Consider the following 20,894-nt stretch of genomic DNA (forward strand, 5'->3'; position numbering starts at 1 on the left):
TATCAACGGCGCATTTTAGGGTCTAATACATCACGCAGACCATCGCCTAAGAAATTAAAAGCTAACATAGTAATACTGATTGCCGCCGCAGGAAAGAACAGTTGAAAAGGGTATGCTCTGATATTATTGATACCTTCTGATGCCAATACGCCCCAACTTGCCATCGGTGCAGATACGCCAAGTCCGATAAAGCTTAAAAATGCTTCTGTAAATATAGCATCTGGTATAGCAAGCGTCATCGTTACGACAATTGCTCCCATTGTGTTTGGGATTAAATGACGCAATAAAATTCTTGTCTTGCTTGCTCCGATAGAACGTGCCGCCAAGACAAATTCCTGTTGCTTTAAAGCTAAGATTTGACCGCGCACAATTCTTGCCATCTGTAACCAATAACCGATACCAAGTGCAATGAATATATTAGTAAGTCCCGGTTTTAATACCACCATCAATAAAATTACATATAAAAGAGTCGGTATGCTATATAAAATATCGACAATATTCATCATTATTCGGTCTACTTTACCACCAAAAAATCCAGATATTCCGCCATAAATTACACCGATAAAGAAATTTATAAGGCTTGCAACAATACCTATAGCAAGTGAAATTCTCGCACCGTACAATACGCGTATGAAAATATCACGACCGAGATTATCCGTACCGAACCAATGTTCAAAACTCGGCGATTGATTAGGCAGCATCAAATTTTGTTCATCATAGGTATGAACAGAAAATATCGGCACAAATATGGCTGCTAAAATCAATATTAAAATGATGGCTAAACCCAATGTAGCCATTTTATTTTTCTTCAAACGAAGCCAAGCATCTTGCCAATAACCTAATGTTTCAGTCTGTTTTTGCACCTCGATTATTTCACGCTCTAATGGAGCGAACATATCTTTATTAAGCAATTTTATTCACCCTTTCCGCCACCGAGTTTTATACGTGGGTCTAAAAATGGATAAATCAAATCCACTATCATATTCAATACGATTATGATAATACTATAAAAAATCGTTACACCTAGAATAACTGTATAATCGCGATTGTAAATACTCGTTACAAAATATTGACCTAAGCCTGGAATTGCAAAAATATTTTCAATGACAAAACTTCCTGTTAAAATGCCAGCCGTCATCGGTCCAGCATACGTGACAACAGGAATTAATGAATTAGGCAAAGCGTGCTTAAATAAAACAGTGAAACGAGATAAACCTTTGGCACGAGCTGTCTTTATATAATCTTGCCCTAAAACATCAAGCATACTAGAACGAGTGAGGCGTGCGATAAAAGATGTAGGCATACCAGACAGCGCCAACGCTGGCATAATTTGATACTGCCAACCTTCCCACATTGCCGAAGGTAATAGATGTAATTTCGTAGATAATACATAGATGAGCAGTGCTGCCACGACAAAACTAGGCACAGCAACCCCTAAAGTCGTGAAGAAATTGACGGCATGGTCTTGCCATTTTCCTTGATTTATAGCGGCGATTATTCCAGCAGGAATACCGATGATAATAGCGATTAAAACGGCTTCCATACCTAATTGAAATGATACAGGAAAACCATCTTTTATGATATCGTTGACACTGCGTCCCGGATATTTAAATGAAGGGCCTAAATCGCCTTGTATTAAATTCGTCAGATAATCACTATATTGTTTATAAAGTGGGTCATTCAATTTATATCGCTCTTCAATGCTCTGTTGAACTATTGGCGGTAAAGATTTTTCTACAGTAAACGGCCCGCCAGGAATAGCATGCATTAGAAAGAAAGTAATAGTCGTTACAACCCATAATACTATTACTGCATTGAAGATACGTTTTATAATATAAGCTAACAAAAATCTCCCTCCTCAAATTATGATACAAAACTTATTATAAGAGTGAAAAACTCATTACGCAAGCAACGGATTTTTTATATTTCGCCATAAAAAAAGAGATTATGACAAGAGGTACTCTTTTATCATAATCTCTAAAATTTAGCTGTATTTATTTATCTGATGTATTTAAATTTCACATATTTTTATTGAAGAAATCTTCTATTTTATCAAAAGGAATTATATCTACTCTATCGTATAAATCCGTATGAACAGCATTAGGGATAAGCATGAGTTCTTTATTATCGCCTTTTAATTTTTTATACGTATCTTTGCTGAAATAGCAAGAATGTGCTTTTTCGCCATGAATGATTAATACAGCATTGCGAATTTCAGAAATGTATTGCATTATTGGCATATTGATAAAGGATAGAGAAGATGTTACATTCCAGCCACCATTAGAATTCAAAGAACGTTCATGGTAACCGCGTTTTGTCTTATAATAATCAAAATAATCTTTGACAAAAAATGGTGCATCTTCAGGCAATTTATCTGGCACACCACCAGCAAGCGCATAGTTTCCATTTTTATAATCTTCAGTGCGCTGAGCATTTAAAGCTTTGCGTTTTTCATAGCGAGCTTGTTCACTGTTTTCAGCATCAAAATAACCGTTGGCAGTGACGCGAGACATATCGTACATCGTGCAAGCAACAGTTGCTTTAATTCTAGTATCAACAGAAGCAGCATTGATTGCCAATCCGCCCCAACCGCAAATACCGATTATGCCAATTTTTTCTGGATTTACATTATCCTGTACAGAAAGGAAATCGACAGCGGCTTGAAAATCTTCTGTATTGATATCTGGTGATGCTACATATCTTGGACTACCACCGCTTTCACCTGTAAAAGACGGGTCAAATGCGATTGTCAAAAAACCTCTTTCAGCCATGATTTGAGCATAAAGACCAGAAGCTTGTTCTTTTACTGCACCGAAAGGTCCACAAACAGCAATAGCAGGAAGTTTTTCCTGTGCATCTTTTGGTTCATAAAGGTCAGCCGCTAAAGTTATACCGTAGCGATTATGAAAAGTAACTTTGCGATGATTTACTTTATCACTCTGAGGAAAAGTTTTATCCCATTTATCAGTTAAATTTAAATTGTTTTCCATTATTTTAACCTCCATTTATTTATATTGAATTTCATGATTGTATTTTTAATCTTAATATTTTCTTATTTTTATTGTAATTTTTTAAAAATAAAATAGCAAATACCTTATTTTTATTCTGTGTTATGCCTAAAAGGTATTTTGTTAAGTGGTTAAAATAACGCTATGTTGTAAAATAAAACTAAAATAGTATAATATTACATATTGTATATATTACTTATTGTATGAATAATTTGTACAATGGATTATTTTGATAAAGGAGAGTTTTTATGTTAAAAGATTTAGCTGCCCAATATTATAAACAAGGTTATAATTGTGCTGAAAGCATCACTCGTGCCGGCAATGAATATTACAATTTAGGTCTTGAGGAAAAAGCTTTTCGCATGACAGGAGCATTTGGTGGTGGCTTGCAAGTTGGCGACATCTGTGGCGCTCTTAGTGGTTCAGCTTGCGTGATATCTAGTAAATATATTGAAACAAAGGCACATGAATGCGCTGATTTAAGACCAATCATGTTAAAATTAGTTAGAGCTTTTCAAACAAAATTTTCTTCTCGCTTATGTGCGCAAATTAAAGCAAAATTTTATTCAAAAGAAGTTGCTTGTTTAAATACAGTTACTACAGCTGCTGAAGTATTAGAAGAAGTTATAAATGAATATGAAAAAGATAAACAAACTAAATAAAAATAAATGAAAATAAAAAAAACAATCTATGCTAGTATTTATTCAGCATAGATTGTTTTTTATTTATTTCTGTAAAGTTACTGTATCAATTTGTGTATTATCTGGCAAATACGTATTAAATGTTATGCTATCATCATTTACATCCATCACAATATAATTATCCGTTTCTGGTTGCGGTGGAACATAAGCATCAAGCAGATTTCTGTGCCAAAGATTAGGATAACGAACATTTCCAGCAATACCAGTCAGTATATACAATGTGCCGTTATCATTAGCGGCAAAATCGCGAATTGGTACGCGTCTGCGATAAGTATGCAAATGAGCTGTAAGCACAGCATCAACATTGTACTCATCGAAAATAGGCATGAATGTTTCACCATGGCGAGAAAAGCTTATGCCATCAAGCGGTGCCGCATTGCGACTGTAATTTAAAACATCGCGGTGCATTAAGACAATTTTCCATTTTTTCGTTGTAGAAGCTAAATCTTGGCGAAGCCAATCGATTTCATCTTGTAATAAATTCGGTTCATATTCTTTGATTTCATCATCTTGTGTATTGAGTACAGTGAAATGAACATCACCATAATCAAAAGAATAATATAAATTCTTATATTTATCCGTGCCATTAGATGGTAAATCAAAGAATTTATCATATGCAATCGGCAAATCTACTTCCCATTCAGTAGTGTAAAATTCATGATTGCCTTGAACTGGTGCTACAGGTATTTGTGTATTCATTGCTTCTACGCTATTAAACCAAGCATTCCACTGTGATAAATCATAACCATTGTCAACTAAATCGCCCATATTGATGAAGAAATTGCTATCAGGATTTTGTTGCCAAGCATTCATAGCTACATTTTTCCAATCAGTATAATCATTTGATTGAGAGTCTGGGAAGATTAACACTTTAAAATTGTTATTATCTTTATCTGCCGTTTTTAAATCATGCCAATTTGTACGGCTATCGGCATAACCTACGCGATATTTATACGCGGTATTTGGCGTCAAATCATTTAAATAAACACTGTAGATATAAATTTGTTTATCATCAATATTCAGCACGGATTTTTGTGGCGAAACAGTTGTCAAATCGCCTTCTTCATCAGTGCCATATTCCAAAATAAAATCATCGCGGTCATTTAAAGACTGCCACATTACAGTTCTACTATTAGAGCTATCTTTTGTAATAACTTGATGCAGGTTCATAACCTCGTCATCATTTAACAGTGCATATACCTTCGTTGCAAAAAATTGTTGCATTACTTTATTTTTTAGCGGTGCATAATTCATGATTGCAACTATTGCTATAATAATGATGACAACTAAACCTATAATCCATTTTTTCATGAAATCACCTCATTGTTATAGTAATCGTTTATTTATATAAATAATAAAATAAGATTTGTGTATACTATAACATTTAGAGTTTACTTCATGTCAATCAAAAGGGGAAATTTATTTCACGAGTTCAATTAATTTTTGTTTAACAGATGGTAAAAAGAATTTACAATTATCGAGTTGAGTTTTGCTTATGCCAAAAGTTTCACCATCATCAATCAATGAAATAATATTATCAACAGCTCCAGCCATAACACAAAGTTCTCTAAATTTAAAATCGTTTATATTAGCTGTTATTTTATCAATAATTTCTTTAGCTGAGTTTTTAGCCTTCGTTTCTTCCTGCTTAGAAGTGAGTCCTGAAAAATCAGTTTGAAGAAAAATGTTTAAAGCAAAGCGAATGACAGCCGTTTCTTCTGCTGAAAACATTGCTTTTTGAGAATTTAAAGGTAACATTTAATCAAATCCTTTCAATATAATATATTCTATAGCTTGCAAAAAAATATTATATCATGAAGCACTTAATTTTGAGCATAATTTTCTTCAATAATCAATTGAGGATTAGTATTATCTGCATTTATTTTCGCTTTTACACCTAACGGCAGAAAACCATTAATACTGCCATGACCTACTGGAAAATTGTATATTACAGGTACTTGCATGAGTTTTGCGTACTGTTCAAATACTTGTCTTACAGAATAATCATATTGTTTGGGACTTGTAGGTTCACAATGGCGTAAATTGCCGATAACCATGCCTTTAACATTTTTCAAAAGACCACTTTGCCAAAGTTGCCACATCATGCGGTCTATAGCATAGGAATCTTCACCTACTTCTTCTAAAAATAAAATACAATCCTTACTATCAAGAGCGTATGGTGTGCCGCAAAGAGCAGCTATCACACTGAGATTGCCACCGATTAAAGTTCCTTCAGCTACGCCTGCATTTAAAACTTCTAATTTTTGATTGTATGGTAAAGGAAAAAGTCCATCTTCACTGACATTCGTAGAAGAAAGCCCATGGCGAAGTTGTTCGTCCGTGTAATTTAAAGAACTATCATTGATGTCGATGACCATAGCACCGTGCGCGCTCGTCATATGACATTTTTGCCATAAAGCCATATGAAGTGCCGTTATATCACTGTAGCCAATCAATAATTTAGGGTGTTGTTTTATCAGTTCATAATCCAATAAATCTAAAATTCGTTCACTGCCATAACCGCCACGCAGACATAAAATGGCATCTACTTCATCATCAGCGAAAAAATTATTTAAATCAGCTGCGCGCTGTATATCTTCACCAGCTAAATAACCTGCTTGTTGATATAAATTAGGCGATAATTTTACTTTGTACCCCCAACTTTGCAATTTATTTATAGCCATGGAAATATCCATGCCGTCCATGCCAGAGGCTGGCGCAACGATGCCGATACAATCACCCGGTTTTAAAGCTGTGCCTTTAAGCACATTATTTTGTTCACTGGCAAAAATAGTCGTCGTAGATAATAATAACATCGTCAATATAAAAAAGACTTCTGCGATATATTTCAATAAAAAAACCTCACAATCCTATTAATCAAGAAAGAGCCATAGCTATATTTTTGCTTGGCTCTTTTATTTTTTATCTATGATGAGGTCTTGGTGGAGGTGGTGGGGGCGGAGCAAATGGTCTTTTATTATGACGCAATCTTTCAAGCGTTACTTCAGCTGGTGGCGCCGGCGGTTCTACACGATGACGTGGTGGAGGTGGTGGCGCTACACGGTGATGTGGTGGTCGCGGTGGTGCAGCTTCTGCAGCATTAAGGCTTAAAAAAGGAATACCGAGTATACATGAAAAGCTCAAAGCCACTAATAATTTTTTATACATTATTAACACTCCTTTACAATTAATCTTTTCTTAATGATATCATATAATTATTAAGGATACATTAGAGCAAGATTAAATTTAATTTTGTTTAATTTTTGGAATAAGATGGTGCTTTGTGATACAATAAAGACTGTTTTTAGAATATAGGATTTTTCTTAAAGAATGGAGGATTTTTTTGAATATATACGATGGATTAAATCCTGCCCAAGCTCAAGCAGTAGCTCATACTGATGGACCACTTCTTATCATGGCAGGAGCAGGTTCAGGAAAAACAAAAGTTTTAACATGTAAAATAGCGGCACTTTTAGAAAAAGGTGTATCGCCTTATAATATTTTAGCGATTACTTTTACCAATAAAGCGGCAACTGAAATGCGCCAACGTGTTGATAATATGATTGGTGAAAAGGCAAAATACGTATGGCTCAGCACTTTTCATTCATTTTGTGCAAGATTTTTGCGTTTTGAAATAGAAGCTCTCGGCATTTACAAAAAGAATTTTGTCATCTATGATACTTCTGATGCGCAAACTTTGATAAAAAAATGCTTAAAAGAATTAAATCTTGATGAAAAGCAGTATGCACCGTACGCTGTGCAATCTGCCATTTCCAATGCTAAAAATATGATGCTCACACCAGAGGGTTTTGCCCGTGAAGCCAGTGATTTTTTTGCTCGCAAAGTAGCAGAGATTTTTTCTGTATACCAAAATTATTTAATTGAAAACAACGCTCTCGATTTTGATGATTTATTGATGTTGGCTGTAAAAGTATTGAAAGAACATGCAGATATACGCGAAAAATATCAAGATAGATTTCAATACATTCTCGTCGACGAATACCAAGATACAAACGGCGCACAGTATCAATTGACTTCATTATTAGCAGGTAAATATCGCAATCTTTGCGTAGTTGGCGATGCAGACCAATCCATTTACGGCTGGCGCGGTGCAGATATTCGCAATATCATGGATTTTGAAAAAGACTATCCAGAAGCAACTGTAATCAAATTAGAACAAAATTACCGTTCTACAAAGACGATTTTAGGTGCTGCCAACAGTGTTATTGAACATAATATCGACCGCAAACCGAAAAAGCTCTGGACTAATAATGCACAAGGTGAAAAAATAATTCACTATACAGCTAACGATGAACGCGATGAAGCTAATTTTATAACACAAGAAGCTGTTAAACAAAAAACATTGTTCAACACAGCTTATGGTGATATGGCAGTTTTATACCGCACGAATGCTCAATCTCGTGCATTAGAAGAAGGTTTCATGCGAGCTGGCGTACCGTATACCATGGTTGGTGGGCTTAAATTCTATGACCGCAAAGAAATAAAAGATATTTTGGCGTATTTGCGACTCATTTATAACCCTGAAGATACTGTAAGCTTAATGCGTATAATCAACGTGCCTAAGCGTTCTTTAGGTGCAGTTACCATGAATAAATTAGCTGAATTTGCCGATATGTACAATATGACTTTATTTGATGCTGTATCAGCACCAGAAACAGCACCGATTACACCGAAAGCAAAACATTCATTAACTGCTTTTGCTGAATTTATCATAGAAATGATAAACAGCTCCATGGAATTACCAGTGCATAAATTAATTGAAGAAGTCATGGAAAAATCAGGTTATATTGCTGAATTAGAAAAAGAAAACACGATTGAAAATCAGACGCGTTTAGAAAATATCAAAGAATTATTAAGCGTTGCTAAAAACTTTGAAAAGACAAATGAAGAACCTACATTAGAAAATTTCTTGAGCAGTGTATCGCTCGTTTCTGATATCGATAATGCTGATTTAGAAAGCGATTGCGTAACACTCATGACAATGCATTCAGCTAAAGGTCTAGAATTTCCTATCGTATTTTTAGCTGGCATGGAAGAAGGTTTATTCCCTCATGCACGCACTTTAATGAATGAAACGGAAATCGAAGAAGAACGCCGTACTTGCTATGTAGGTATCACGCGCGCTGAACGTAAATTATACATCACCAATGCGCGCAATCGAATGATTTTCGGTAGAAGTGTAAGCTATGAACCATCTCGTTTTATAAGTGAAATACCAATTCAATATTTAGAAGAAAGAGAAGCAAAACGACAGATGGGATTTGGTGGCGGTTTTAACAGTCATTACAATTCATATAGAAGTGTAAATAGTAGTATTGGCACTGAAAGTGGCAGTATCTTTGGCAAGAAAATTTCTTCTAGCATAAATGATAGAGCTAAATCTATAAAACCAGCAGGCAATACTATTCGTCCAGATTTATCCATAAAATGGAAAGTTGGCGATAAAGCTAAACATTCTAAATGGGGTGTTGGCACAATCGTATCAGTAAAAGGTAGCGGTGAAGAAGTAGAATTAAAAATCGCATTTCCAGGTCAAGGCATAAAAGCTTTAATGCAAAAATACGCTCCAATTACAAGAGTATAAAATAAAGCGTACAGATATACGGTCTGTACGCTTTTTACTAAGTTAAAAAATGAGAAATTTATATTATTATTCGTCTTTTTGTTTTATAATATATAATATATTTTTAAATTGCGGAGGGATGTTTATGAAAAATTATTTTATCATAGGCTTGATATCTTTGTTGATACTTGGAGTAATACCATCAACAAGCCAAGCTAAAGTATCAAATGGGTTTTTAACGAATGATAATAATACTTGTCAAATTACGTATCCTGTAGTTCAAATAGATAACAGAAAAATCAGAGAAAAAATAAATGATGATATTTTATCGCAAGCAGAAGAGCTTAAACAGCAAGTAGATAGTTCAATGTATACAAAAGCTGATATGACTTACTATGAAAAATACGAAGATGATAATATCATATCATTGATGTTTTATGTAAATAAAACGAGAAAATTTTCTAGCCAGTCTAATTTAAGTGGTTATACTGTGACATATGACAAACATACTGGTGAAAAAGTTCCTGTAACAAGATATTTGACAATTACATTAGAACAGTTGCAAGATGCTTTAAACAATAGTAGAGCATATGCCGTTGATGGACTTGATAATGGTGTAAATTTAGAAGTGCCAATTCCATATGTCAGCGACAATTATTTTATTTGCCATGATGGTTCTATCGGTCTTTTATACCAGCCAGGTGATTTAATGCCTGAAGATGCAGGTGCTTGTAAAATCATAGTATCACCTGAAACGATAGCCGAAGTGAATGAAATCAATAACCCTGTTATTAAATAATTTGTATTTTATCGAAAAAAAGTGATGATGATATGATGGAAAATTTTACATTACTATCTGTAGTGATATTTATAATGTTTCTAATCACAGCAGGAATGATTATTGTTAGAAAAATAGAATTTGTACGAGCTTTACCTGCTTTTGGTATCATCACAGCCCTATTGGCTGGTGTGCCGATTACAGGTAATGGAGAAAATATTGCTAATTTTGTCATCGTTCAAGGTGTTATAAATTTAGCTGAACCAATGTTTATTTATGTTTTAAGTATGATGTTTGCTAAATTTATCATTGAATATAAAATAAAAAATGAGCTTTATTATTTATGCGAATTTTATTTAATGGATAAACCAGTTTATCTTGTTTGGTGTATTGCGATTGTAACTGTAATAATTTCAACTGTAATCATGAATATTGGGGCAATCATGTTATCAGCCATATTATTCATATCACTGCTTTTAAAAATAGGCTTTAATAAACAGACAGCACTATCTTTATTATTGCTCGCAACGGGACTTGGCAGTTGTTTAAATTCTGGATATCATTTACTATATGCTAACTTATTAAATTTAAATCTTGAAAGCGTGAAAGATTTCTATTATATAATGGCTGGTTTATGTTTTATTGCGCTGATGGTTTATATAAGTATAAATAGTAATATGATAAAATTACAGAATTGGAAAAAACCAGCAAAGCAAAAAGTCAATTTTAAATTGCTTTGTATGGTAATAATGCCAGTTGTTTTTATCTATATTTTAAAGATAAATGTAGAATGTAGTTTGATTTTAACATTATCATATGGTTATTTAGTGATTGGCAGTAAAAAACCATTTATAGATTTGTTGTTTTCTTTGCAAGAAGCGATAATAAAATCAGTAGATGTTATTGTATTATTAGGGGCTGTTGGTATTTTTATGCATGCTGTTAAAACACAAGCTGTTGTTGATTTAATGGCACCGCTTTTATTACATTTATTACCGCAAACACCTACAGGCTGTTTATTATTTTTTACAATCTTGACGCCACTTGTGCTGTATAAAGGACCGTTTAATTTGCAAGGTATGGGCGCAGGTTTAAGCACGGTTGTGATGGCTTCCACTACTATGAATCCTATGGTTTTAGGTATGGCGTTGTTGTCATTGAATACATTACGAAAAATAATGGACCCAATTGATGTACAAAATATTGCTGTAATGCAGTATATACAAGTAGATAATAACAAAGTCATAAAAAAAGTATTGCCATATGCCATGGCGATAAATTACTTTGCATTATTTTATGCACTTGTAGCAGTATCAACATAAAATGACATAAAATTTGTTTGTATTTAAAGAAATTCTATGATATAATGCTAAACGGTGTAAAAAAACGCACACATTCCGATTTTGTTGCTGTGCCTTTTAAAATATACCTGTTTAGTCTACTAAAGAGAATATTTTTGAAGGTTGAAACAAAGCTAAAGAATGTGGAGGAAAAAATAACAGGAGGTGCACCATCATGGCAGTTATTTCCATGAAACAATTATTAGAAGCAGGCGTTCATTTTGGTCATCAGACTAGACGTTGGAACCCTAAAATGGCTCCATACATTTTCACAGAACGCAATGGTATTTACATTATTGACTTACAGAAAACTGTAAAAAAAGTTGACGAAGCTTACGATTTCTTACGTAGCGTTGCTGAAGAAGGCAAAAGCATTTTATTCGTAGGTACTAAAAAACAAGCTCAAGAAGCTATTAAAGAAGAAGCTTTAAAAGCTGGTATGTACTATGTAAACGAAAGATGGCTCGGCGGTATGATGACTAACTTTGCTACAATCCGCAAAAGCATCAATCGTTTAAAAGAACTTGAAGCTATGGAACAAGATGGTACTTTCGAAGTTCTCAGCAAAAAAGAAGTTCTTTCCTTAAAACGTGAAATGGAAAAACTCGAAAAATCCCTCGGTGGTATCAAAGACATGGATAAATTACCAGGTGCTTTATTCGTAGTTGACCCACGCAAAGAAAGAATTGCTGTAGCAGAAGCTAAAAAACTTGATATTCCAATCGTTGCAATTGTTGATACAAACTGTGACCCAGATGAAATCGACTATGTAATTCCTGGTAATGACGATGCTATTCGTGCAGTTAAACTTTTAACTTCTCGTATGGCTGACGCTATTATCGAAGGTCGTCAGGGTGAATCAGGCGAAGCTGAAGTAGCAGAAGAAGCTACTGCAGAAGACGCTGAATAATTAATCAGTTAATCTTAGATTTTAAATAACAATTAAAAAGAAAAAGGTAAGGGCTTTGCCCTTGCCTTTTATCGACTAAGGAGGAAATTTTAATGGCTATTACTGCAGCATTAGTAAAAGAATTACGTGAAAAAACCGGTGCAGGTATGATGGATTGTAAAAAAGCCCTCACAGCTACTGATGGCGACATGGATAAAGCAATTGACTTTTTAAGAGAAAAAGGTCTTGCTTCCGCAGCTAAAAAAGCTGGTCGTGTTGCAGCTGAAGGTGTTGTTACTTCTTATATTCATGCTGGTGGACGTATCGGTGTATTAGTTGAAGTAAACTGCGAAACTGACTTCGTAGCAGGTACTGATGAATTCAAAGATTTTGCTCGTGATATCGCTATGCAGATTGCAGCAGCAAATCCTACTTGCATTCGTCGTGAAGAAGTTGACCCAGCAGCAGTAGAACATGAAAAAGAAGTTTTACGTGAACAGGCTCTTAATGAAGGCAAACCAGAAAAAATCGTTGAAAGAATGGTTGCAGGCCGTCTTGAAAAATACTACAAAGAAGTATGCCTCTTAGACCAGCCATACATTAAAGACCCAGACGTAACTATTTCCGAACTCGTAAACAGCAAAATTGCTAAAATCGGTGAAAACATCTCCATTCGTCGTTTCGTAAGATATCAACTCGGCGAAGGTATCGAAAAGAAAGCAGATAACTTTGTAGAAGAAGTTATGGCAGCTGTAAAATAATTAGTACGCTAAAGAAAGAGAGCACTCAATAGTGTTCTCTTTTTTTGTATTATAAATAGAAATAAAATATTCATATAAAAATATTTTTCCATATTATTTTTAATCTTTGTGATAAAATTTAAATAAGCTTTATGATTATTTAATGAATATATTTAAGGTAAAGGAGAATATTTATGAAAAACGTATTAATTATTTCTACAAGCCCACGCAAAAACGGCAATACTCAAACACTTTGCGAACAATTTGAAAAAGGTGCTAAAGAACAAGGACATAATGTAAATCTCATTAGAATTATGGATAAAAAAATCGGTTTTTGTCGTGCTTGTGGTGCATGTATACGCAATGGTGGTACTTGTATTTTAAAAGATGATATGGCTGAAATAATAACTTTGTTTCAAAAAGCTGATGTAGTTGTATTTGCTACACCTGTTTATTTTTATGGTGTTAGTGCTCAAATGAAGACTTTTATCGACCGTATGTATCCTATTTGGCAACATTTAGGCAGTAAAGAAGTTTATTATATCGTTGCTGCTGGTCTTGGCACAGATATTATTGAAAAATCTTTAGGCGATATAACTGGCTTTGTAGAACATTTTGAACACTACGAAATAAAAGGCCGTTTATATGCACCAAACACGATGGATGCAGGTAAAGTCAAAGAACAACCAGTCATGGAAGAAGCATATAATATGGGAAAAAATATCTAATAATAAACAGAAGGAATACTTATGAAATTTGTAACTTCATTTAAAATTGGACAAGTTGTTTCTAATAACGATATCGTATCTGAATTTAAAGTTGGTAATATGGGCGGAATGAGACGCTCATTGACTACGGGAACTTTAGTTATAATAGCAGACCATACAAAATCCTTGTATGATGATAAATATTACAATCAAGAAATACATTATACAGGTATGGGAAAATATGGAGACCAGGTACTTAAATCTCAAAATAGAACATTAGCTGAGTCAAATACTAATGGTGTTGAGGTACATTTATTTGAAGTGTTTGAGCCTAAAAAATACACGTATCAAGGAATTGTCAAACTTGTAGATGAACCATATCAAGAAGTTCAAAAAGATGAAAATAAAATTCCTCGAAAAGTATGGATTTTTCCTTTAAAAAAGATACAATATATAGAAGAAAAATAATGTAAAAAAGCCTTTGATTTAATCAAGGGCTTTTTTTTATAAAATTTTCAGCAAGCTGTAATGCCACCGTCTACGCTCCAAACGGCTCCAGTTACAAAACTTGCTTTTTCATTTGCAAGGAAATATATAACTTCGGCTACTTCTTCTGGCTTGCCAATACGTCCTATAGGATAAAGCGAAGCGGCTTCTTTAATGCCTTCTTCTTCATTGCCTGCAAATTGATTGCGTGTAAGTGGTGTATCAATATCACCAGGACAAACGCAATTAGCGCGTACATTATATGGGGCTAATTCAAGTGCAAGTGCTTTAGTGAAGATAGTCACAGCGCCTTTTGATGCGCAATAAGCAGAACAAAAGAAATTTCCATTAATACCAGCATCAGAAGAAACATTGACTATTGCTGGATTGTGCTGACTCTTTTTCAAATGCGAAACAGCGTATTTACAGAGAAAATATGTACCTTTAATATTAGTATTCATAATTTCATCAAATTCAGCTTCAGAAACGTTTTCAATGGCGTTTTCTTTATAAATACCAGCGTTGTTTATCAAGATATCTAATCCATGATATTTTTCAATAACTGTGTTGATTATTTTTTCGCAATTTGAGGCAGAAGTAATATCTGATTGAATGAAATCACAAAATACATCTTTTTTGATATACGGTTTTAAGAATTTACGAGCTTCGATGTATTTATCTTTATTTCTGCCGACTAATACGGTGCAGATATTATTTTCCAAAAAGATTTTTGCTGTAGCAAGGCCGATACCTGATGTACCGCCGGTGATAAGGGCAATTTTCATGATGATAATTTCTCCTTTTTAATAAAAGACGAAAAAAACCGAGCTCTAAAAAGAACTCGGTCTTCACGGATTAATTTGCTAAGAATTACTGATTTACAGCGTCTTTTAAAGCTTTACCAGCTTTGAATACTGGGTTTTTGGATTCTGGAATGTCGATAGTTTCGCCAGTCTGAGGATTGCGACCTTTGCGAGCTGCACGAGTTCTAACTTCAAAAGTACCAAAACCAATAATTTGTACTTTGTCGTCTTCAACGAGAGCTTTTTGTACGCTTGCAAAAACAGCGTTAACAGCTTTTTCTGCATCTTTTTTTGTTAATTCTGCTGCTTCAGCAACACTTGCTACTAATTCGGATTTATTCACGAAGATAGCCTCCTTTAAAATAATTATCAAAATTTAATATTTGTTCGCCGCTAAAGAGGTTATTTCCTCTAAACGAGAGCATAATTTGTGAGTAAATTATGGCGCAAGCTCCCTCTACATAAGGATTATATCATAACTTATCAAATCCTTATATAGCTAAAGAAGATTTTTTTGTAGATTTTCTTCAGCTATATAAGGACTTGATAGTCCTTATTCATTTTCTTCGAGCATTTTAGCTTCTTGCCAGAGGTCATCTAGGTCTAAGAGCGTCAATTGCTCCCATTTTTGTTGTTTATCCTTGACTTTGTTTTCAATATAAGAAAATCTACGTTTAAATTTGCGATTAGCTGCTGTAAGTGCAATTTCTGGGTCAATCTTGAGGAAACGAGCTAAATTTACAATGGTAAATAAAACATCGCCCAGTTCTTCTTCTATGCGTTCTGTAGAGCTATCAACTGTAGCTTCTTCTAATTCATTGACTTCTTCATGTAATTTATCCCAGACAGGGTCAATATCTGGCCAATCAAAGCCAACTTTAGAAGCTTTATGCTGGAGTTTATACGCTGCCATTAATGAAGGCAAATCTTTTGGTACGCCATCGAGCACAGATTTACGGTCTTTTTTCTCAGCGCGTTTGATTTCTTCCCAGTTTTTCAAAACTTCATCAGCATCTTTTACATTGATATCGCCGAAAACATGTGGATGGCGACGAATGAGTTTTTCTGTGATACCGTCAATTACATCTTGCATGGAGAACATACCTGCTTCTTCAGCCATGCGAGCATGGAATACGACTTGCATCAATAAATCGCCGAGTTCTTCACAGAGTAAATCTTTATCTTCAAGGTCAATAGCTTCGATTACTTCATAAACCTCTTCAATTAAGTTGCGACGCAAAGATTTATGTGTTTGAACTATATCCCAAGGGCAACCGCCTGGGCTACGTAATGTCTGTATAACGTCTTCTAATGGAGAAAGGTCAAATGTTTCTTCATGCTTAGGCATTTTACCAATATACAAGCTTGTCAAATGGTCAATATTTGGTTGACGGTCGAGTTCATATAATGGAATTTGACGAATTTCTTCATCTGGCAAACTCAAATTGCGAATAAATGTAACAGGATAATCTTCTGGATAATGTTCCATCAAAGTGAGTTTTGTATCGGAAGCAACGTGTTGATTATAAACTTGTGTTATAACAAGCGCAGATGGCATTTCTTCGCTTGGCAAGTTATCAAGGTCAGCCGCATCTAAAATAGTAAGCCCATCAATTGGGTCAATATTTAAGCGCTGATACAATACTTCCATAAAGCTCATGCCAGGCATTATTTCTAATTCAACATTAGCTTCTTTAGCTTTATCGCGAATTATCACCACTGTTTTTTCCGCAACGAGTGGACTGCCTGGTACGGCGTATACTACATTTAATCCTTTTTTAGCTTCTGTGATTAATTTTTCAGCAATATTGTTATATACTTCTTCAAATGAAGCACATTTTTCATAAAAATCATCGCAAGCAGTGTAAACGACATTGCGTTTATCTAGTTCTGCTACTGTAGGATGAATAGCTGTACGCAATATTAATTTATCTGTAGATGTTATTTTTTCCCAAGTGTCAAGGGTGATTAAACCAAAATTTCCTGGTCCTAATCCTATAATCGTAATTTTTCCCATAAATATACCCTTCGCTTCTTTCAGAAAAAAAGTAACCGCTATGGATTGAACCCCGCGCGGTTACTATGAATTTGATTAATACTTAATATAAAGCAAGAAATCTATTTTGTCAATCAAAGATTGCAGAAAACTGCTGTTTCATAAGGTTTTAATGCAATTTTTTTATTTTTTATGTCAATTTGGTAATTATTTAAGAGACATTTATAGCCAGTAAGGTCATAAGGAAGCTCAATTTCATAATTAATTGGATAGAAATTACAAATGACGATAAGTTTGGTTTCTTTATAGTTGCGTTCATAGGCAAATACTTTATTATCTTCAAATAATAATGGTTTAATGTCACCATAAGCAATTACGTCTAATTGTTTGCGCAACTGAATTAATTTTTGATAATAGTAAAAAATAGAATTTTCGTCAGCTAAGTTATTTTCTACGTTGATTTTTGTGTAATTTGTAGCAGGACTAATCCACGGTGTACCGGTTGTAAAACCAGCATTTTCAGTGTTATTCCACTGCATTGGTGTGCGGGCATTATCGCGTGAATGAATATCTAAAATTATTAAAGCTTGTTTTTCTGTCATGCCTTTATCTTGGAGAATTTTATAATGGTTGAGGCTTTCAATATCGCGATATTGCTCAATGGATTTAAAATGTGGATTGGTCATACCAATTTCTTCACCTTGATAAATGTATGGCGTGCCGCGCAATAAATGGATTAAAGTTGCTAACATCTTAGCGGATACATCGTGGTATTTATCATCACTGCCAAAACGGGATACAACACGCGGTTGGTCATGATTGCACCAAAACAGAGCATTCCAAGCATCATGTTTCGTCATATTTATCTGCCAATCAAATAAGATATGTTTTAATTTCATAAAATCAGTTGGCACGAGTACCCATTTTTCATTGCCCATGAAATCCACTTTTAAATGATGAAAATTAAATACCATGGTTAATTCGCCAGTATTTTTCCCAGCATATTTATAACAATTTTCCATTGTCGTGCTACTCATTTCACCGACTGTGATTATATCTATATCCTTAGCAAAACTATTTTGTGCTAATTCTTGTAAAAATTCATGAATGCGTGGACCATCTGTATAATATTGACGGCCATCACCGATAGAAGAAAAATCATCTTCAAAAGCACTTTTACTGATTAAGTTGATTACATCAAAGCGAAAACCTTTAACACCCTTTTGCATCCAAAAACGAACAACATTTTTTACTTCTTCACGAACGTCAGGATTTTCCCAATTTAAATCAGCTTGAGTCACATCAAAAAGATGTAAATACCATTTATCTAATTCTTTTACGTATTGCCAAGCACTGCCACCAAATTTACTTTGCCAATTTGTCGGTGGTTTATTACCTTCTTTGCCATCTTTGAAGAAAAAATAATTCATGTATTTACTATCGCCTGCAAGAGCTTTTTTAAACCAAATGCTTTCTGTTGAAACATGATTAAAAACCATATCAAACATCAAATAAATATTGCGTTTTTTAGCTTCGGCAATCAATAATTCTACATCTTCCATTGTGCCATAAGACGGGTCAATACTATAATAATCGGCGATATCATAACCATTATCATTTTGCGGTGATAAGTAAAATGGAGTTAGCCAAATATAATCTACACCGAGTTTTTGTAAATAATCCAATTTTGCTATAACGCCTTTTAAATCGCCTGTACCATTACCAGTTGTATCATAGAAAGATTTTGGATAAATTTCATAAACTACTTTCTTTTGAAAATCTGTCATATGACATCATCCTTTCTGACAATATTTTTAGTTTGTATTACATAAATTGTATTTTATTTAGTGATTTTAATGATATCATCATCGCCAATAGAAATATTGGAATTTTTCTTTAATAATTCAATATGTGAACCATCAGTAAATACGATTGGTGTTGTCAATGGTTTTCCTTGAGATTTTACATAATCGAGGTCTACTTGAACTAAAACATCGCCTTGTTTAATTTTTTGTCCAGCTTCAACTTTTACATCAAATCCTTTGCCATCAAGTTGAACGGTGTCCATACCTATGTGAATTAAAATTTCTGTACCATCGGTAGATTTTAAACCATAAGCATGACCAGTTGGGAAGCATACCATTACTTCACCATCAAAAGGTGCTATTACTTTACCATCTGTAAGTTCAACAGCGAAACCTTCGCCCATCGCACCACTAGCAAAAGCTTTATCTTCAATTTCATTTAAATTTTTTGTGATACCACTGACCGGTGATTTGAAAGTAGATACTATATCACTTTTATCAGTTAATGTAGTTTCAATTTTGTTTTCAGTTGTTTGCACTGGAGTATTATCACTTATGGAAGAATTTTCCCCTTTTATATCTTCTAGGGATAATTTCTTTTTACCTACTATTGTAGTTAAAATAAATGGCACACAGATAGCTTCGAGCATGGCGATAAAGAACATAAACATGTATTGTGGCTTAATAGATAAGATACCAGGAATACCGCCGACACCAATGGAACTTGCCATTACACCACTAGATACTGAAATCATAGCAGCGATACATGAACCAACTAAACCGCAGACAAGAGGAAAACCATATTTTAAATTTACACCGAAGAGTGCTGGTTCTGTAACACCGAGATAACAAGAAATACAAGCAGGTACATTGACTTGTTTTGCACGTTCATTTTTGCGCTGTAAAAATATCATAGCTAAAACAGCAGAACCTTGGGCAATATTGGAAAGAGCTACCATTGGCCATAAAATAGTGCCATTAAATTGGCTCATTAATTGAAGGTCGATGGCATTTGTCATATGATGAAGACCTGTAATAACGAGTGGTGCATAGAAAAAACCAAAAATGCCAGCAAAAATCCAACCAAAGCTAGAAGTAAGACCAGCATAAACAATATTGGCAATGAATGAACCGATAGCCCAGCCGATAGGACCAACGATAACATGAGCTAAAATTACAGCAGGAACTAAACTCATGAGTGGAACGACAATCATGGAAATATAATCTGGTGTTACACGGCGCCAGAATTTTTCTAAATAAACGAGAATAAATGCTGCTAAGATAGCAGGGATAACTTGCGATTGGTAGCCAATCATTTCAACTTGAAAAATGCCAAAATCCCATACAGGAATCTGTGCACCAGGAACTACAGCAAAGGCATTTAATAATTGAGGAGATACGAGTGTTAAACCTAAAACGATACCTAAAATTTGAGTAGTACCCATTTTACGAGTGATAGACCATGCAATGCCGACTGGCAAAAAGTGGAAAATAGCTTCACCGATAAGCCATAAGAAAGAATAAAGTCCAGCAAAAAATTGATAATTTTCAACAAGTGTTTTTGTACCATTATCTAGTAATTTGATATCGCCGATAACAGAACGAAAACCTAAAATAAGACCGCCACAAATAAGCGCAGGAATAAGTGGCGTAAAAATTTCAGCTAAGTTTGACATCAAGCGTTGAATGAAAGTTTGATTTGATTTTGCAGCATTTTTTACTGCATCTTTACTAACACCATCAATGCCTGCTATTTTAGTAAATTCATTGTAGTATTCACTGACTTCATTACCGATAATAACTTGGAATTGACCTGCTTGAGTGAATGTTCCTTTAGTAGAAGGTAAAGCTTCTATTTTTTTTATATCAGCCTTTTTTTCATCTACTAAGACAAAACGCATACGAGTTACGCAGTGGGTGACAGCGCGGATATTATCTTTACCACCAACATATTCGAGTAAAGATGTTGCATCTTTTGTAAATTTAGCCATGTTAAAATCCTCCTTGTTAAAATAAAAGCCTAAAACTTGTACGTATATGTTTGAGATTAATATATC

Annotated in this window: 20 protein-coding genes; 8 read left to right on the forward strand and 12 right to left on the reverse strand. The window is 34.3% G+C overall.

Features of this window, described 5'->3' with window-relative positions:
- Positions 1 to 2 precede the first annotated feature (2 nt).
- The 3 genes from CKV65_RS02540 to CKV65_RS02550 all read right to left on the reverse strand — a co-directional run bounded on the left by CKV65_RS02540 (position 3) and on the right by CKV65_RS02550 (position 2,990).
- Positions 3 to 896, reverse strand: coding sequence for an ABC transporter permease (locus CKV65_RS02540; RefSeq protein WP_051177666.1), 894 nt, complete (start codon positions 894 to 896; stop codon positions 3 to 5).
- Between the two features lie 17 nt (positions 897 to 913).
- Positions 914 to 1,846 (reverse strand): ABC transporter permease, encoded by a 933-nt coding sequence (locus CKV65_RS02545; RefSeq protein WP_027890835.1) that lies wholly within the window; start codon positions 1,844 to 1,846, stop codon positions 914 to 916.
- Positions 1,847 to 2,018: 172 nt separating this feature from the next.
- A complete protein-coding gene (locus tag CKV65_RS02550) occupies positions 2,019 to 2,990 on the reverse strand; it encodes an alpha/beta hydrolase (RefSeq protein ID WP_027890836.1) in 972 nt (323 codons plus the stop codon).
- A 266-nt stretch (positions 2,991 to 3,256) separates the two neighbouring features.
- Between CKV65_RS02550 and CKV65_RS02555 the strand changes: the two genes are divergently transcribed.
- A complete protein-coding gene (locus CKV65_RS02555) occupies positions 3,257 to 3,670 on the forward strand; it encodes a C-GCAxxG-C-C family (seleno)protein (RefSeq protein ID WP_027890837.1) in 414 nt (137 codons plus the stop codon).
- A 63-nt stretch (positions 3,671 to 3,733) separates the two neighbouring features.
- Here the strand turns inward: CKV65_RS02555 and CKV65_RS02560 are convergent, their stop codons facing one another.
- The 4 genes from CKV65_RS02560 to CKV65_RS02575 all read right to left on the reverse strand — a co-directional run bounded on the left by CKV65_RS02560 (position 3,734) and on the right by CKV65_RS02575 (position 6,877).
- Positions 3,734 to 5,020 (reverse strand): purple acid phosphatase family protein, encoded by a 1,287-nt coding sequence (locus CKV65_RS02560; protein WP_027890838.1) that lies wholly within the window; start codon positions 5,018 to 5,020, stop codon positions 3,734 to 3,736.
- Positions 5,021 to 5,128: 108 nt separating this feature from the next.
- Positions 5,129 to 5,467 (reverse strand): hypothetical protein, encoded by a 339-nt coding sequence (locus CKV65_RS02565; protein WP_027890839.1) that lies wholly within the window; start codon positions 5,465 to 5,467, stop codon positions 5,129 to 5,131.
- Positions 5,468 to 5,532: 65 nt separating this feature from the next.
- Positions 5,533 to 6,561: a S66 peptidase family protein gene (locus CKV65_RS02570; RefSeq protein ID WP_231922699.1), complete on the reverse strand. Its 1,029-nt coding sequence runs from the start codon at positions 6,559 to 6,561 to the stop codon at positions 5,533 to 5,535.
- Between the two features lie 70 nt (positions 6,562 to 6,631).
- Positions 6,632 to 6,877, reverse strand: coding sequence for a hypothetical protein (locus CKV65_RS02575; protein ID WP_027890841.1), 246 nt, complete (start codon positions 6,875 to 6,877; stop codon positions 6,632 to 6,634).
- Between the two features lie 175 nt (positions 6,878 to 7,052).
- On the opposite strand from CKV65_RS02575, the gene pcrA reads away from it, so the two are divergent.
- The 7 genes from pcrA to CKV65_RS02610 all read left to right on the forward strand — a co-directional run bounded on the left by pcrA (position 7,053) and on the right by CKV65_RS02610 (position 14,215).
- The gene (gene pcrA, locus CKV65_RS02580; protein ID WP_027890842.1) at positions 7,053 to 9,314 is read left to right on the forward strand and encodes a DNA helicase PcrA; all 2,262 of its coding nucleotides are present in this window, start codon (positions 7,053 to 7,055) and stop codon (positions 9,312 to 9,314) included.
- A gap of 124 nt (positions 9,315 to 9,438) precedes the next feature.
- Entirely contained in the window at positions 9,439 to 10,092 is a 654-nt protein-coding gene (locus CKV65_RS02585; protein ID WP_027890843.1) for a hypothetical protein, read from the forward strand.
- Between the two features lie 32 nt (positions 10,093 to 10,124).
- On the forward strand, positions 10,125 to 11,393 hold the full coding sequence (locus CKV65_RS02590; RefSeq protein ID WP_231922700.1) for a hypothetical protein: 1,269 nt from the start codon (positions 10,125 to 10,127) through the stop codon (positions 11,391 to 11,393).
- 193 nt (positions 11,394 to 11,586) lie between these two features.
- The gene (rpsB, locus tag CKV65_RS02595) at positions 11,587 to 12,321 is read left to right on the forward strand and encodes a 30S ribosomal protein S2 (protein ID WP_027890845.1); all 735 of its coding nucleotides are present in this window, start codon (positions 11,587 to 11,589) and stop codon (positions 12,319 to 12,321) included.
- A gap of 92 nt (positions 12,322 to 12,413) precedes the next feature.
- Positions 12,414 to 13,061 carry a translation elongation factor Ts gene (tsf, locus tag CKV65_RS02600; protein WP_027890846.1) on the forward strand — a complete coding sequence of 216 codons (648 nt, stop codon included), beginning with the start codon at positions 12,414 to 12,416 and terminating at the stop codon, positions 13,059 to 13,061.
- 173 nt (positions 13,062 to 13,234) lie between these two features.
- Positions 13,235 to 13,768, forward strand: coding sequence for a flavodoxin family protein (locus CKV65_RS02605; protein ID WP_027890847.1), 534 nt, complete (start codon positions 13,235 to 13,237; stop codon positions 13,766 to 13,768).
- 21 nt (positions 13,769 to 13,789) lie between these two features.
- Complete coding sequence (locus CKV65_RS02610) at positions 13,790 to 14,215, forward strand: SRA domain-containing endonuclease (protein ID WP_036254986.1); 426 nt, start codon at positions 13,790 to 13,792, stop codon at positions 14,213 to 14,215.
- 47 nt (positions 14,216 to 14,262) lie between these two features.
- Here the strand turns inward: CKV65_RS02610 and CKV65_RS02615 are convergent, their stop codons facing one another.
- The 5 genes from CKV65_RS02615 to treP form a co-directional block, all read right to left on the reverse strand.
- Positions 14,263 to 15,021 carry an SDR family NAD(P)-dependent oxidoreductase gene (locus CKV65_RS02615; RefSeq protein ID WP_027890848.1) on the reverse strand — a complete coding sequence of 253 codons (759 nt, stop codon included), beginning with the start codon at positions 15,019 to 15,021 and terminating at the stop codon, positions 14,263 to 14,265.
- An 82-nt stretch (positions 15,022 to 15,103) separates the two neighbouring features.
- Positions 15,104 to 15,379 carry an HU family DNA-binding protein gene (locus CKV65_RS02620; protein WP_027890849.1) on the reverse strand — a complete coding sequence of 92 codons (276 nt, stop codon included), beginning with the start codon at positions 15,377 to 15,379 and terminating at the stop codon, positions 15,104 to 15,106.
- 210 nt (positions 15,380 to 15,589) lie between these two features.
- Positions 15,590 to 17,053 (reverse strand): bifunctional methyltransferase/pyrophosphohydrolase YabN, encoded by a 1,464-nt coding sequence (gene yabN, locus CKV65_RS02625; RefSeq protein WP_027890850.1) that lies wholly within the window; start codon positions 17,051 to 17,053, stop codon positions 15,590 to 15,592.
- A 113-nt stretch (positions 17,054 to 17,166) separates the two neighbouring features.
- Positions 17,167 to 18,819, reverse strand: a complete 1,653-nt coding sequence (gene treC / locus CKV65_RS02630) for an alpha,alpha-phosphotrehalase (RefSeq protein WP_027890851.1) — start codon at positions 18,817 to 18,819, stop codon at positions 17,167 to 17,169.
- Positions 18,820 to 18,872: 53 nt separating this feature from the next.
- Positions 18,873 to 20,828 carry a PTS system trehalose-specific EIIBC component gene (gene treP / locus CKV65_RS02635; RefSeq protein ID WP_051177658.1) on the reverse strand — a complete coding sequence of 652 codons (1,956 nt, stop codon included), beginning with the start codon at positions 20,826 to 20,828 and terminating at the stop codon, positions 18,873 to 18,875.
- Between the last annotated feature and the right edge of the window lie 66 nt (positions 20,829 to 20,894).

The organism is Megamonas hypermegale (assembly GCF_900187035.1).
GTDB classification, from domain to species: Bacteria; Bacillota; Negativicutes; order Selenomonadales; family Selenomonadaceae; genus Megamonas; species Megamonas hypermegale.